This window comes from Gellertiella sp. DMC107 (genome assembly GCF_056313605.1).
Window position 1 is genome coordinate 411,620 of record NZ_JBQUZZ010000004.1, and the last position, 14,310, is coordinate 425,929.

The window sequence follows — 14,310 nt, forward strand, 5'->3', positions numbered from 1 at the left end:
GAAACCGGCAATACTTGAACACACTGCACGAGGGTTTTCCATGACGACGCGTTCGCTTTTTCTGCTTCCCGGTGATGGCATCGGCCCCGAGGCCATGGCGGAAGTCCGCAAGATCATCGCTTTCATGAACGAGACCATGTCCGCAGGCTTCGTCACCGATGAAGGTCTCGTCGGCGGTTCGGCCTATGACGCCCATGGTTCGGCGATCTCGGAAGCGGACATGGACAAGGCGATGAATGCGGACGCGGTTCTGTTCGGTGCTGTCGGCGGCCCGAAGTGGGACGCGGTGCCATATGAAGTTCGCCCGGAAGCCGGCCTGCTGCGCCTGCGCAAGGACCTCAAGCTGTTTGCCAATCTGCGTCCCGCCATTTGCTATCCGGCGCTCGCCAACGCCTCCTCGCTGAAACCAGAATTGGTGGAAGGGCTCGACATCCTTATCGTTCGCGAGCTCACGGGCGGCGTCTATTTCGGAGAGCCCAAGGAGATCATCGATCTCGGTAACGGCCAGAAACGCGGGATCGATACCCAGGTTTACGACACCTATGAAATCGAACGTATCGCTTCGGTAGCATTTGAACTTGCCCGTACCCGCGGCAACCGCGTTTGTTCGATGGAAAAGCGGAATGTCATGAAGTCGGGCGTTCTCTGGAACCAGGTGGTCACAGAGACGCACAAGGCGAAATATCAGGACGTGCAGCTTGAACATATGCTGGCCGATGCAGGGGGCATGCAGCTTGTCCGTCAGCCGAAGCAATTCGACGTAATTGTTACCGACAACCTGTTCGGAGACATGCTGTCCGACGTAGCCGCCATGCTGACCGGCTCGCTCGGCATGCTGCCTTCCGCATCGCTCGGCGCACCGGATGCAAAAACCGGAAAGCGCAAGGCGCTGTACGAACCCGTCCATGGTTCTGCACCGGATATTGCCGGCAAAGGCATTGCCAACCCGATCGCGATGATCGCGTCCTTCGCCATGTGCCTTCGGTATTCGTTCAACCTCGTCAAGGAAGCCGACAACCTGGAAAAGGCGATTGCCAACGTGCTCGACCAGGGCATCCGGACCGGCGATATTATGGCCGACGGTTGCCGGAAGGTCGGTACGACGGAAATGGGCGATGCCATCCTTGCGGAATTCGCCAAAATTTCCAATTAAGGAACGAAGCAGCGCGGCTTGAGGATAAGATTTCGGTCCTGCGGGCCGCGCTTACCATCAGGCCGCCATTTTTGCTGAAACAATGGGTGGCTTCTGCCGGAGGCCACCATGTCCAACGATCGCCATCAGTCGCGCATAGCTCCGGGCTTCAGACAGAAGCTCGATCGCCGTTACAAACGCTTCTCCCCGCATCATCCCAGAATCTCCTGGAAGCGCTGGACGGTCATCACCTTGGTCTTGATCACGGTCGCTGCGTTCTTCGTGGATCGCAGCGCCATGGAATGGGTGAAGACAGAGCCGGCCTGGCTCCGGGACTTCGCCGCAGATATCACGGATGCCGGTAAATCCGGCTGGATTCTGGTCTCGGCAGCGATTATCGGGGTGGGATCGCATCTGGCCGGCCCTCGCCTGACCGCTCGCGTGTCGCGCTTTCGGGCCATCCGTATCGTTCATGCGTCGCTCTTCGTCTTCATTTCCGTCGCGGCATCCGGACTGCTGTCCAATCTTGCCAAGCGCGCAATTGGGCGCGCCCGGCCCATGCATATGGACGATCTGGGCACGATGAGCTTCCATCCTTTTGCCCATGACTATGATTTCGAGAGCTTTCCGTCCGGTCATTCCACCACCGACGGAGCGCTCGCGATGGCGCTGGCCATTCTCTTCCCGGCCTTTCGCGTGCCTTTCCTTCTCCTCGGGTTTTTCCTGGCAGCCACCCGCACTCTGGTTGGGGCGCATTATCCCAGCGATGTCATCAGCGGATATTCTTTCGGCGTCTGGTTCTCGCTGATGACGGCCATTGTTTTTGCCCGCTACGGTCTGCTGTTTCGAACCGGCCTTCCCGGTAGCAGGCTTTGACTCGTCGCCATCACCCGGGCTCCAGAAACAAAAAACCCGGCGCTTCTGGCGCCGGGCAAGGCCGGGAGCTTGGGGCTGCCCGGCCTGTTCGGATGTTCCGCGATCAGGCGTTGATATCGTTGTTCTTCGTTTCCTTGAGGAAGATCAGGCCGATCACGGCGCAGACAGCGGCAATGATGACCGGATACCAGAGGCCATAGTAGATGTCGCCCTTTGCAGCGCTCATCGCGAAGGCTGTTGCCGGGAGCAGGCCGCCGAACCAGCCGTTGCCGATGTGATAGGGCAGCGACATGCCGGTGTAGCGAATGCGGGTTGGGAACATTTCCACCAGCATGGCGGCAATCGGACCGTAAACCATCGTGACATAGATCATCAGAATGGTCAGGAGGGCCACGATCATGGTCGAGTTCACCTGGGCCGGATCGGAGACCATCTTGAAGGCGCCGGCGCCGGGGATGGTATAGACCGGAATTTCGGTGGCAGCACCCGCTTCTTCAGCAGTCACGATCTTGTCCTTGATCGCGGCGGCGGTCGGAACCATCGTCTTCTCGGTCGCCTGGATAGCAGCGATGTCGAGGGCGAGTTCCGGGTTCTTTTCGATGAAGCCGGCCAGCTTGGCTTCGGCAACCTTGGCAGGATCACGCACCAGCGGGTAGCCGGCAGCCTGAAGGGCCATGTTGATCTTCTTCTGGAAGCCGCCGGTCTTGGCCTTGACGGCGTCGGCAATCTTGGCCGCATCGAAGTCCGGGTTCTGTGCCTTGACTTCCTCTGAAGCCTTGACGCTGTCGAAGCTGTCGATCGAGGTTTCGCCAATCTTCACGACGGCCGGCGTACCGGCTGCTGCGGGCACGATGGTGTAGGGAACCGAGTTCTTCGTCAGGAAGTCCGTTGCGATATCGCAGGACGAGGTGAACTTGGCCGTGCCGGTTGGGTTGAACTGGAAGTGGCAGTCAGCCGGATCGGCAGTCACGGTGGCGGGCGTCTGCTGGGCCTTGTAGAGCGCAGGGTTACCGGCCTGTGTCATGGCATGGAAGATGGGGAAGTAGGTGGCGGCGGCCAGGATCATGCCGGCCAGGATGATCGGCTTGCGGCCAATCTTGTCGGACAGCCAGCCGAAAACCACGAAGAACATGGTCCCGATGGCCAAGGCGATAGCAACCATGATGTTGGCGGCCTGCGCATCGACCTTCAGCACGTTGGTCAGGAAGAACAGGGCGTAGAACTGACCGGAATACCAGACGACGGCCTGACCGGCGACAGCACCGAAGAGGGCGAGAATGGCAATCTTGGCATTCTTCCACTGACCGAAGGCTTCCGAGATCGGTGCTTTGGACTGCTTGCCCTCTTCCTTCATCTTCTTGAAGGCGGGGGACTCGTTCATCTTCATGCGGATCCAGACGGAGATGCCCAGAAGCAGGGAGGAAACGAGGAAAGGAATGCGCCAGCCCCAGTCCGCGAAGGCGGTCTTGCCGAGGGCGACCTGAATGCCCAGAATGATCAGGAGCGACAGGAAGAGCCCGAGCGTCGCAGTCGTCTGGATCCAGGAGGTGTAGAAGCCGCGACGGCCATCGGGTGCGTGTTCAGCCACATAGGTGGCGGCACCGCCATACTCCCCGCCCAGCGCCAGACCCTGCAGAAGACGCAGGCCGATCAGCAGGACCGGAGCCCAGATGCCAATCGTTGCCGAGCCGGGCAACAGACCGACCAGGAAGGTCGACAGACCCATGATCAAAATGGTGACGAGGAACGTGTATTTGCGGCCGACCAGGTCGCCCAGTCGACCGAAGACCAGCGCACCGAACGGTCGCACCAGGAAGCCCGCAGCAAAGGCAAGCAGCGTAAAGATATTGCGCGTTGCTTCAGGGAATTCGGCGAAGAAGGCAGCGCCGATGAACGTGGCCAGTGAGCCATAGAGATAGAAGTCATACCATTCGAATACGGTACCGAGCGAGGAAGCGAAAATGACCTTCCTTTCCTCGGCAGTCATAGGGCGGGTCGGTGACCCCGCAGCAGCTGTATAAGCCATTAAATTGTCCTCCGCAGATGCCCTTGACAGGGCGAAAGAGCGGCCCGCTCAGCTCCTCCAGAAAGCTGTCCCTCAGGATGTGGCACGCTTAACGAAAGACTGACAGAAAAGAGGTATGAGAGTCAGAGATGCTTTCGACTTATGACTTTAGTCGTATATTTTGCAGTGCAAACAGGGAGATAAGACTATTTTGCAGATGCAAAAAGAGCCGCGCGCGCGAAGCGGTTGCGGGGATTGGCTCCCTTGACCGGAAGAGGCCTTTGCCTTAGCGAAGAGCCTTGATCCGGGATACATTCCCGAGGCCCCCTTTCAGAAGCAGCCATGCCGCAGTCAACAGAAATCCATCCAAGCCGCGCGGGCTTTCTGAAAATAGTGGACTACACGGGACGGCTCGCACGCCGGAATACCTGGAAGCACACCGTCGTTTTCTTCTTCAGGTCGCTTTGGCAGTATGGGCTTTCCACACGCTGGATCGGCTTCATCGAGGAGTTTTCTGCACGACAGGGTTTGGGCGAACCGCCACTGGAACTGGTTCGCAAGGCTTTTGGCGCCTATTTCGCCCTGGATAGAAGTCTGCCCGAAAGGGAAGCGTTGCTGGAAGAGCACTACCGGCTTGCCGCATCCCGGCTGGATCACTGCGTCTGGCAAGCGCTTTGGGCCGGCGAAAGCCAGGAACTGGGCCGGGTAAAAGGCAAGAAAGACGAATATTGTGTCTGGATGCGGCGTGCCGACCAGTGCGGCACCCGACATGAGGGGGAGTGGACGTGCGGCTTTGAAAGCGCGTCCAGTGGCATCATCCTGTGCCGGATCACCTTTCTGCTCGCTCGAGATGCCTCCGGACAGCCGACCGTGGCGATTGGCGGCCTGCAGGGCCCCGGCAAGGAAGTCCCGAAAACGGCCGTTGTCAGCGCCACGCGTGACATAGGGGGATTGAGGCCCAAGGACGCGATGCTTCTGACAGCCGCCGGTGTCGCCCGCTCTCTTGGCGCCAACCACATGCTGGCCATCAGCAACGAGAACCATCCCATCAATTACCGGGCCAAGCGGCGTCGGTCGCGGATGCTGACCGATTATGACGATTACTGGCTGGAGCGCGGCGGGGAGGCAGGCAGGCCCTTCGGATTCATTCTGCCTGCAAAGGACCCCGCCGAAGCCGACCCCGGCAACAAGCGTCGTGATGAAGCCAAACAGGCATTCTTCGCCTGCGGCAGCCGCCTGCTTGAACCGGAGCGTCCGAAAGACGCTTGACTCGGACACAAAAATTCTTAAACACCTCGTCCAGAACAAGGAAATTTCCTGACATGCCTCGCTCTATGCTGATCCTTGCAGAGGGACATTGCCCGGCAGCCGCTGCCGGCATGGGGCTAGTTTTTTCCTTTTCTTCCAAAACAACGGCCAAAACGACGACGAAAACCGTCTGACGTCTCTGGCCCGCCGCTCTCTCCCCGGCAAGGCTGGGGACAAGGAAAACGGTAAGACTCTGTCTTGTCGCTTTCCCCTCCCAACCGAAGAGGAGAGACAGAAAGAGAGCGAGTATCATGGGTTTCAAAGTCGCAATCGCAGGCGCCACCGGCAATGTCGGGCGCGAAATGCTCAATATCCTTTCCGAGCGTGGGTTCCCGGCCGATGAGGTTGTCGCGCTCGCGTCTGCCCGCTCCCTGGGCACGGAAGTCTCCTTCGGCGACAAGGTGCTGAAGGTAAAGAACCTCGAAAACTACGATTTTTCCGATACGGACATCTGCTTGATGTCCGCTGGCGGCGATGTTTCCAAGAAGTGGTCTCCGAAGATCGGCCAACAGGGGTGCGTCGTGATCGACAACTCCTCCGCCTGGCGTTACGACGCCGAGGTGCCGCTCATTGTTCCGGAAGTGAATCCGGATGCGATTGAAGGCTTCACCAAGAAGAACATTATTGCAAACCCCAACTGCTCCACCGCGCAGCTCGTGGTCGCGCTGAAGCCTCTTCATGACTTTGCCAAGATAAAGCGGGTTGTCGTCTCGACCTACCAGTCGGTCTCCGGTGCCGGCAAGGAGGGCATGGACGAACTGTTCAACCAGACCCGCGCGGTGTTCGTTGCGGATCCGATCGAAAACAAGAAGTTTACCAAGCGCATCGCCTTCAATGTCATTCCCCATATCGATGTCTTCATGGAAGACGGCTATACGAAGGAAGAGTGGAAGGTTCTTGCCGAAACCAAGAAGATGCTCGATCCCAAGATCAAGGTAACCTGCACCGCCGTACGCGTTCCGGTCTTCATCGGCCATTCCGAGTCGGTGAACATCGAGTTTGAAAACGAGATCACGGCCGAGCAGGCCCGGGACATTCTGCGCGAGGCGCCCGGGTGCCAGGTCATCGACAAGCGCGAGAACGGCGGCTACATCACGCCCTACGAGAGTGCCGGTGAGGATGCAACCTACATCTCCCGTATCCGTGAAGACGCCACGGTGGAAAACGGGCTGAACATGTGGGTGGTTTCGGACAACCTCCGCAAGGGGGCCGCACTCAATGCCGTGCAGATTGCCGAACTTCTCATCAATCGTGGATTGATCAAATCGCGCAAGCAGGCGGCATGATTACCATTTGGTAAAGAGTTTTGGTTAAAAGCTTCGCAATTCCAGCATGGTATTGCGGAGCTTTTTGTTTCCGGACGGAGTGGCTGACGAGGGGTTGGCCGAGGAAGTGGATGTTCCAACCGACGGATATCTTGAGACGGGGTCGAGGATGAACAGGGGCATTTTGAAGGCAGTATTGATCGCGTCCGGTTTGTCCGGATTGCTTCCCGGCATGGCGATGGCAGCCGCCTGCAGCAGTACGGGTGGGGCTTTTCCGGCATGGGTGGAGGAGTTCAAGCAGGAAGCCGCAGCCAATGGCGTGAGCGCCAAGGTCCTGGATCGGGCATTTGCGAACGTGACCTATAACAAGGGCACAATTCGCGCAGACCGTGGACAAAAGAGTTTCAAGCTCTCTTTCGACCAGTTCATGAAGAAGCGCGGCGGCCAGACGATCATTTCGCGTGGCAAGGGTGTGAAGCGGGCGAATGCCGGGCTGTTTGCCTCCATCGAACGGGCTTATGGGGTTCCTGCTGGACCGCTGATCGCCATCTGGGGCATGGAAACCGGGTTCGGCAGCTATATGGGCAAGGAGCACACGCTTTCTGCCGTGGCAACGCTGGCCTATGATTGCCGCCGCTCCGCCTATTTCACCGATCAGCTTTATGCGGCGCTTAAGCTCGTCGCCCAGGGCAATCTCAGCCCCGATGCCCGTGGCGCCGCACATGGCGAAATCGGCCAGACCCAGTTCCTTCCGCTCAACGTGGTTAAATATGGCGTCGATGGCGATGGTGATGGCCGCATCAACCTTGCCGGATCGCGCGCAGATGCACTCGCATCCACCGCGAATTTCTTGCGTGGCCACGGCTGGCGAGCTGGAGCCGGCTATCAGCCGGGCGAGCCGAATTTCGGCGCGTTGCAAGGGTGGAATGCGGCGAGCGTCTACCAGCAGGCGATTGCCTATATCGGGCAGCAGATCGACGGCGAATAAGCCGTAAAGGCCGATGCATCTGACAATGGCGCCGGCTCTGCCGGCTCCATTTCAGCAGTGTCAGATGGCTGGGCGGATAAAATCGCCGGTCTTGCCATCCATGACCCAGAGCTCACCGGTCGAAATATCAAACCAGGCGCCATGCAGCCCGATCTTGCCCTTTTCCTCCAGGATCTTGACGCAGGGAAAAGTCCGCAGGTTGCGGATGGAATTGCGGATGGACACCCGCTCCAGTGCGGTTTGTCGCTCCGCAGCGGTCATGACGTCATTCATCTGGATCTGTTCCGCAGCAGCGCTGACAAGACCCATCCATTTGCCGATGAAATCGCCAGGTGACAGCGGTTCCGCATTCGGATCGAGCGCGGCCCGGATACCCCCGCAACGCCCGTGGCCCATGACGACGATATCCTTCACCCGGAGGGATTGGACAGCAAATTCCAACGCAGCCGACGTGGAGTGATAGGTGCCGTCCGGCTCATAGGGCGGAACCATATTCGCGACGTTACGGACGACAAACAGCTCCCCGGGGCCTGCATCGAAAATCATTTCCGGCGCGGCCCGTGAGTCGCAGCAGGCAATCATCAGCGTTTTGGGCTGCTGTCCGTTATCGGCGAGAACCCGATAGCGTTCCTGTTCGCTGCTGTAGCGACCGGTCATGAAGTTCCGGTAGCCATCGATGAGATATTCTGGGAACGTGTGCATAGGCCGGACCCTATCCTCAGGGGGCTGCAAGATCAACTCCGGGACCGCCTCATTCACATGCCTTTACGCGACATGGACAGACCGGGAATATCGAGGGATCAGGTCCTGCGCCTCTGCGCGGGATGAAAGAGCTTGCGCATCTGCACCATCGCCATGGGCGTGGAAAGACTGGAGGCGTGGGTTTCGAGCGCCAGTTCGTCGCCACCGGTTTTTGCGGTCCGTGCCAGAATTTCGAACACAGATGCGGTTGCCAGCTGCAGTGCCCGTTCTTCCTCCATGCCATCGAGAAGGCGGGAAAGAAAAAGCGCGGCGATCAGGTCACCAAGTCCGTTCGGCGCATTTTCGACCAGTCGGTTTTCAGCGAGAAGGGCCGTCTTGCCCGAGAGATAGAGATTGCCCGTACCGCCCGCCATCATCGGTACAGCGGATGTGACCAGCATACGGGGTGGCCCGAGCGACAGGGCAGCCTCCATGATGGCGGCATTGGTCTCCAGGGCGCTCCCGCACATCCAGGCGAGCTCGTAACGGTTGGGCGTGGCAAGCGAGGCAAGCGGCACAAGCAGGTCCCGGATCGCCAGGGCGGTTTCCTCCGCGATGTAAAGCCCCCCAAGATCCCCCATTACAGGATCGCAAGCATAGAACAGATCGGGGTTCTGGCTGCGCAGACCCTCCACCAGTCGCGCTATCGAGCGCGCCTGATCGGCATTGGCAAGATAGCCGGAGAGGATCGCCCGAACTTCCCCGCGCCAAGGCGCACGCAGCAGATCATCGATGGTGCGGTCGAATTCTTCCGCCCCGAAAACCATTCGGGTCGAAGGTCCATGTCCGGGATGCCAGGGCAGAACCACGGTCGGCAAGGACCAGACCGGATGACCCAGGGTCTCCAGCGCGAAGGCGCTGGCTCGGTTGCCCACGGAACCGCGGACGACATGGCTGGAAATCGCGATGACCGCACCCTTGTCCGTCGCCCTCATGTCCTTCTCCCGGTGAGATATGCCGACCGTGACATGCGTCGATTCATTTGGCGAAGTCAACGCTCAAAGACGCCCTCGATTCTGAGCCAATTTAAACAAAATCTCAAAACCAGGCGCTATTTTTTAAGAAATTCGCGGAAAAATGGAGTTTAGAAGGTAAAAAATCGAAATTTTGGTCAAAAAATGCGCGAACTGCCCGCTATGTCTAGTGCATAGGCGTGATTCTGCGAAACCATGCCCAGACAGATTCCCGGTTAGGAGGAGACCCCATGGGAGCCCGCAATCATCCGAAACGTGACAAGCTCGTTGAAAACGCCCGAAAGCTCTCTACGGCTTCGGAAAGCCGTCACCTGGATCCCGGCATTCTCTTCGGCCATGCGAGCAATGACGATCTGGAAGCCTTCGGTCCGGAGATGCTGGCTGAAGCGGCCCGGCATGCGGCCCGCGAGGTCGACCAGTGGGACGGCAACCAGGCACGGGTGGTGATGGGACCGGTCGAGGGCGTGGAACCCGGGGGTATTCCGGTTTCGGTTCTCAGCGTCACGGATCGCAACATGCCGTTTCTGTATGACTCGGTCATGGGTGAAGTGACCTCCACCCATCGTGATATTTTCCTGGCGGTCCATCCGATTGTCGTGAAGGCGGAGGATGGAACGCTTTCTGCCTTCGATCCCGAAAAGGACGGCGACAAATCCCGCGCCATCAGCCACATCCAGCTGCATCTGGCCCCCGTCACGCCTGCGCAGGCGGCAGAGCTGGTAAAGCGGGTGGAACATGTTCTGCAACAGGTCCATAGCGCCATTGCCGACTGGAAACCCATGCTGTCGCTGCTCGAAACCGCAGTGGATGAGCTCCGCGCCCATCAGGCGGGCCGCCGGAAGGCTGAGCGGGATGAGACCCTTGCCTTCCTTGAATGGCTGCGTCGCGACAACTTCACCTTTCTCGGCATGCGCGAATACATCTATTCGGGCAAGGGTCCCAAGGCGAAGGTCGAGCGCGGCAAGGGCCGCGGGCTCGGCATCCTCGCCGATCCGGATGTACTCGTGCTCCGTCAGGGCAAGGATGCGGTGACCACCACGCCGGAAATCCTGGAGTTCTTGCAGGGACCGGAATTCATCATCGTCACGAAAGCCAATGTAAAGTCGGTCGTCCACCGCAGGGCGTACATGGATTATGTCGGCATCAAGCGCTTCGATGAGGCGGGCAACGTGATCGGCGAATTGCGGGTGGTGGGCCTGTTCACATCCACGGCCTATACCGGATCGGCAGCCCAGATTCCCCTGCTGCGCCGCAAGGTCGAGAAGGTTATCGACCATTTCGGCTTCGATCCTGCCAGCCATTCTGGCCGATTGCTGGCCAACACGCTGGAATCCTATCCCCGCGATGACCTCTTCCAGATCGAACCGGGCCAGCTGGCCGGCTTCTGCGAACAGATCAACGATCTGTCGGATCGACCGCGGGTTCGGGTTCTGCCCCGAATCGACCATTTTGATCGCTTCGTCTCCGTGCTCGTTTACGTCCCGCGCGAGGAATATAATTCCGCCGTCCGCGAGCGCATCGGACACTATTTGAAGACCATCTATGACGGCCGTGTTTCTGCCTACTATCCGGCTTTCCCGGAAGGGGGCGTCGCGCGCGTGCACTTCATCATCGGCCGCAGCGGGGGAAAGACACCGCGTATTCCGCAGGGCAAACTGGAACAGGCCATTCGGGAGATTACGGCCCGATGGGCGGAGCGTTTCGAGTCTCTGGCCGGAGAGGATGCACCCCGCATTTCCGTCAGCCAGGCCTTCGAAGAGGCGTTTACGCCGGAGGAAACCGTCGCCGATCTCGAGCATATTGTGGCTTGCTTCACCGGTTCTCCGGTCAGCATCGCCTTCAAGCCTCGGCCGGACAGCCCGAAGCTTCTGACGTTGAGGCTGTTTCATGCCAAGACCGACCTGGCTCTGTCCAGGCGTGTTCCGCTGCTGGAACATCTGGGATTCAACGTCATCAGCGAACGAACATTCGATATCGATTGCAAGGGCTTGGATGGCAAGGAAGGGCGCGTGGTGCTCCACGTGATGGAGCTTGAGCCAAAAACAGGCGAACCGGTCGACCTGGAGCGCCACGGCGGGGCACTGACGGAAGCCTTTCTGGATGCCTTCCATGGTAGGATCGACAATGACACCTTCAATCGGCTGGTGCTCCTGGCAGGTCTGACCGCCCGACAGACAATGGTTCTTCGGGCGCTGGCCCGCTATCTCCGGCAGGCCGGGATTCCTTATTCGCAGGATTACATCGCTGAGACTCTGGCTAAATACCCGGCGATTGCTGATGCAACCTTCCGTCTGTTTCACGATCGTCTGGACCCGAAGCTGTCGGAAAAGAGCCGCGTCAAACGCACTGCGGACCATCTGGAAGAGATCGAAGCGGCGCTGGCCGCCGTACCGAGCCTCGACGAGGACCGTATTCTGCGCCGATACGTCAACCTGATCCAGGCGACCTTGCGAACCAACTATTTCCAACGCCGCGCCGATGGCACTCCGAACCCGATGCTGGCGTTCAAGCTCGACCCCCATCTCCTCGAGGGCCTTCCGGAACCACGGCCCTTCCGCGAAATCTTCGTCTATGGCGTCGAGGTCGAAGGGGTGCATCTTCGCTTCGGCAAGGTTGCTCGCGGCGGCTTGCGCTGGTCGGACCGCGCCCAGGACTACAGGACCGAAGTGCTTGGCCTGGTCAAGGCGCAGCAGGTAAAGAACTCGGTCATCGTCCCGGTGGGTGCGAAGGGCGGTTTTTTCCCGAAACAGTTGCCGGCGGGCGGCAGCCGCGACGAAATCTTCGCCGCGGGCACCAATGCCTACAAGACCTACATTCGTACGCTCTTGTCGATCACCGACAATATCGATGGTCAGGACGTTGTGCCGCCAAAGGATACGGTGCGGCTGGACGGTGACGACCCCTATTTCGTCGTTGCCGCCGACAAGGGGACCGCGACCTTCTCCGATACGGCGAATGCGCTGGCGCAGGAAGCCGGCTTCTGGCTTGACGATGCCTTTGCTTCGGGCGGCTCTGCCGGCTATGACCACAAGAAGATGGGCATTACCGCCCGCGGCGCCTGGGAGGCGGTGAAGCGACATTTCCGCGAGATGGATATCGATATCCAGACCACGCCGTTCACCGTGGCCGGCGTGGGTGACATGTCTGGCGACGTCTTTGGCAATGGCATGCTGCTCTCGCCGAAGATCCGGCTGGTCGCAGCCTTCGACCATCGCGACATCTTTATCGATCCCGACCCGGATATGGCCCGCACTTTTGCGGAACGGCAGCGGATGTTCAACTTGCCGCGCTCGAGCTGGCAGGATTTCAATCGCGCCGTTCTGTCCAAGGGGGCCATGATCGTCTCCCGTTCGGAAAAATCGGTCAAGCTGACCAATGAGGCAGCCGCGGCCATTGGCCTCGACAAGACCATCGCGACACCATTCGAGATCATGACCGCAATCTTGAAGAGCCAGGTCGATCTGCTTTGGTTTGGCGGTATCGGAACCTACATAAAGGGCCCCGGTGAAACCGATGCGGAAGTGGGCGACCGAGCCAATGATCCCATCCGCGTGCTCGGCACCGAAGTCCGGGCAAAAGTGATCGGCGAGGGTGCCAATCTGGGCGTCACGCAGAAGGGGCGTATTGCCTACTGCCTGTCAGGCGGGCGGTGCAACTCCGATGCGATCGACAATTCCGCCGGCGTCAATTCCTCTGACGTCGAGGTGAACATCAAAATCGCGCTGGCTTCGGCGATGCGCGATGAACGCCTGACGCGGCAAAAGCGCAACCAGCTTCTCGCCTCCATGACCGATGAGGTTGCGACCCTCGTTCTGAGGAACAATTACCTTCAATCGCTGGCAATTTCCCTGATCTCTCGAAAAGGAGTGGCCAACGGTCCTGAACTGGGGCGGCTGATGGATGTGCTCGAAGCTGCGGGCCAGCTGAATCGCAAGGTGGAAATGCTGCCGGACGACGCAACATTCGCCGAACGCTATGCCGTCCGCAAGCCTCTGACCCGACCCGAGATCGGCGTCTTGCTTTCCTATGCCAAGCTGGTGCTTTTCGATCAGCTGATCGCAAGCGAACTGCCGGATGATCCCATCTTCAATCCGGTTCTGACCCGGTATTTCCCCGCCAAAATGCAAAAGACCTATGCCCGGGACATTGCCGGACACAGGCTGCGCCGGGAGATCATCGCCACCTTGCTGGCCAATGAAGTGATAAACCGTGGCGGGCCGGGTTTTGTCGTCAATCTTGCCGAAAATGCCGGTGCTTCGCCGCCCGACGTGGTCCGTGCTGCCATGCTTGCCCGTGAAGGGTTCGATTTTGCCCGGCTCTGGAATGAGGCGGACAAGCTGGATGGTCAGGTTTCGGGTGAGGCACAGAACCGCTTCTATGCCGAAATCGGCGCCGTTTTCGCCGATCTGACACGACTGCTTCTGAAGAACGGCACCGCTGGCTTGACCATGCAGGAGGCGAGTTTGAAACTTGCTCAGGCGGTGAAGGCCCTGAAGCCCAGTTTGCGCGGCATCATGCCGGCAGATCTCTCGGTAGAAATTGCCGAAACGGAATCCGGCTTTGTGTCAGCGGGCATTCCACCCCAACTGGCCGCGGAAGTGGCAGAATTGCGGGCGCTCCTCATCATTCCGGAGATCATGCAGATTTGCGAACGGACCGGCGACAGTCTGGCTCGAGCCTCCGAGATTTACATGTCGGCTTCACAGCGGTTCCATATCGGGCGCCTCCTGTCTGCCGCAACGCATGTCACTGCCAATGACGCCTATGAAGCGATGGCGCTGACCAGAGCCCGTGACCAGATTGCTGCCGCCCGGCAGCGGATCGTGATCGGTGCGCTGGCAGGTCATCGCAAGGACAAGGCACCTCTGGATGCATGGCTGCAGGCCGACATAGGCCGGACAGCCCGGTTGTCCGCCGAACTCAAGGCCGTGAGTGACAGCGGCGAACCGTCCGTCGCCAAATTGACCGTAGCGGCCGGCTTGCTCGCCGACCTTGCTTTGACCTGAGCGAAATGACACAGT

9 protein-coding genes are annotated in these 14,310 nt (G+C 59.3%); 6 read left to right on the forward strand and 3 right to left on the reverse strand.

The annotated features are described in order from the left end of the window. Nucleotides 1–40: 40 nt before the first annotated feature. Both leuB and ACT54B_RS15760 read left to right on the forward strand, forming a co-directional pair. On the forward strand, nt 41–1,153 hold the full coding sequence (leuB, locus tag ACT54B_RS15755) for a 3-isopropylmalate dehydrogenase (RefSeq protein WP_476046109.1): 1,113 nt from the start codon (nt 41–43) through the stop codon (nt 1,151–1,153). A gap of 108 nt (nt 1,154–1,261) precedes the next feature. Then, nucleotides 1,262–2,008, forward strand: coding sequence for a phosphatase PAP2 family protein (locus ACT54B_RS15760; protein ID WP_476046111.1), 747 nt, complete (start codon nt 1,262–1,264; stop codon nt 2,006–2,008). Nucleotides 2,009–2,111: 103 nt separating this feature from the next. Here ACT54B_RS15760 and ACT54B_RS15765 read toward each other — a convergent pair whose 3' ends face one another. Continuing rightward, nucleotides 2,112–4,034, reverse strand: coding sequence for an MFS transporter (locus ACT54B_RS15765; RefSeq protein ID WP_476046113.1), 1,923 nt, complete (start codon nt 4,032–4,034; stop codon nt 2,112–2,114). A gap of 321 nt (nt 4,035–4,355) precedes the next feature. Here ACT54B_RS15765 and ACT54B_RS15770 point away from each other — a divergent pair, with 321 nt between their 5' ends. The 3 genes from ACT54B_RS15770 (at nt 4,356) to ACT54B_RS15780 (ending at nt 7,574) form a co-directional block, all read left to right on the forward strand. Further along, a complete protein-coding gene (locus ACT54B_RS15770; protein ID WP_476046114.1) occupies nt 4,356–5,282 on the forward strand; it encodes a DUF535 family protein in 927 nt (308 codons plus the stop codon). 290 nt (nt 5,283–5,572) lie between these two features. After that, nucleotides 5,573–6,607 carry an aspartate-semialdehyde dehydrogenase gene (locus ACT54B_RS15775; RefSeq protein WP_476046115.1) on the forward strand — a complete coding sequence of 345 codons (1,035 nt, stop codon included), beginning with the start codon at nt 5,573–5,575 and terminating at the stop codon, nt 6,605–6,607. Between the two features lie 148 nt (nt 6,608–6,755). After that, nucleotides 6,756–7,574: a lytic murein transglycosylase gene (locus ACT54B_RS15780; protein ID WP_476046116.1), complete on the forward strand. Its 819-nt coding sequence runs from the start codon at nt 6,756–6,758 to the stop codon at nt 7,572–7,574. A gap of 60 nt (nt 7,575–7,634) precedes the next feature. Here ACT54B_RS15780 and ACT54B_RS15785 read toward each other — a convergent pair whose 3' ends face one another. Together ACT54B_RS15785 and pdxY are read right to left on the reverse strand one after the other, a co-directional pair. After that, entirely contained in the window at nt 7,635–8,276 is a 642-nt protein-coding gene (locus ACT54B_RS15785; RefSeq protein WP_476046117.1) for a carbonic anhydrase, read from the reverse strand. A 98-nt stretch (nt 8,277–8,374) separates the two neighbouring features. Further along, the gene (gene pdxY / locus ACT54B_RS15790; RefSeq protein ID WP_476046119.1) at nt 8,375–9,250 is read right to left on the reverse strand and encodes a pyridoxal kinase PdxY; all 876 of its coding nucleotides are present in this window, start codon (nt 9,248–9,250) and stop codon (nt 8,375–8,377) included. Nucleotides 9,251–9,519: 269 nt separating this feature from the next. Between pdxY and ACT54B_RS15795 the strand changes: the two genes are divergently transcribed. After that, nucleotides 9,520–14,295 carry an NAD-glutamate dehydrogenase gene (locus ACT54B_RS15795; protein WP_476046120.1) on the forward strand — a complete coding sequence of 1,592 codons (4,776 nt, stop codon included), beginning with the start codon at nt 9,520–9,522 and terminating at the stop codon, nt 14,293–14,295. The last annotated feature ends 15 nt before the right edge of the window (nt 14,296–14,310 follow it).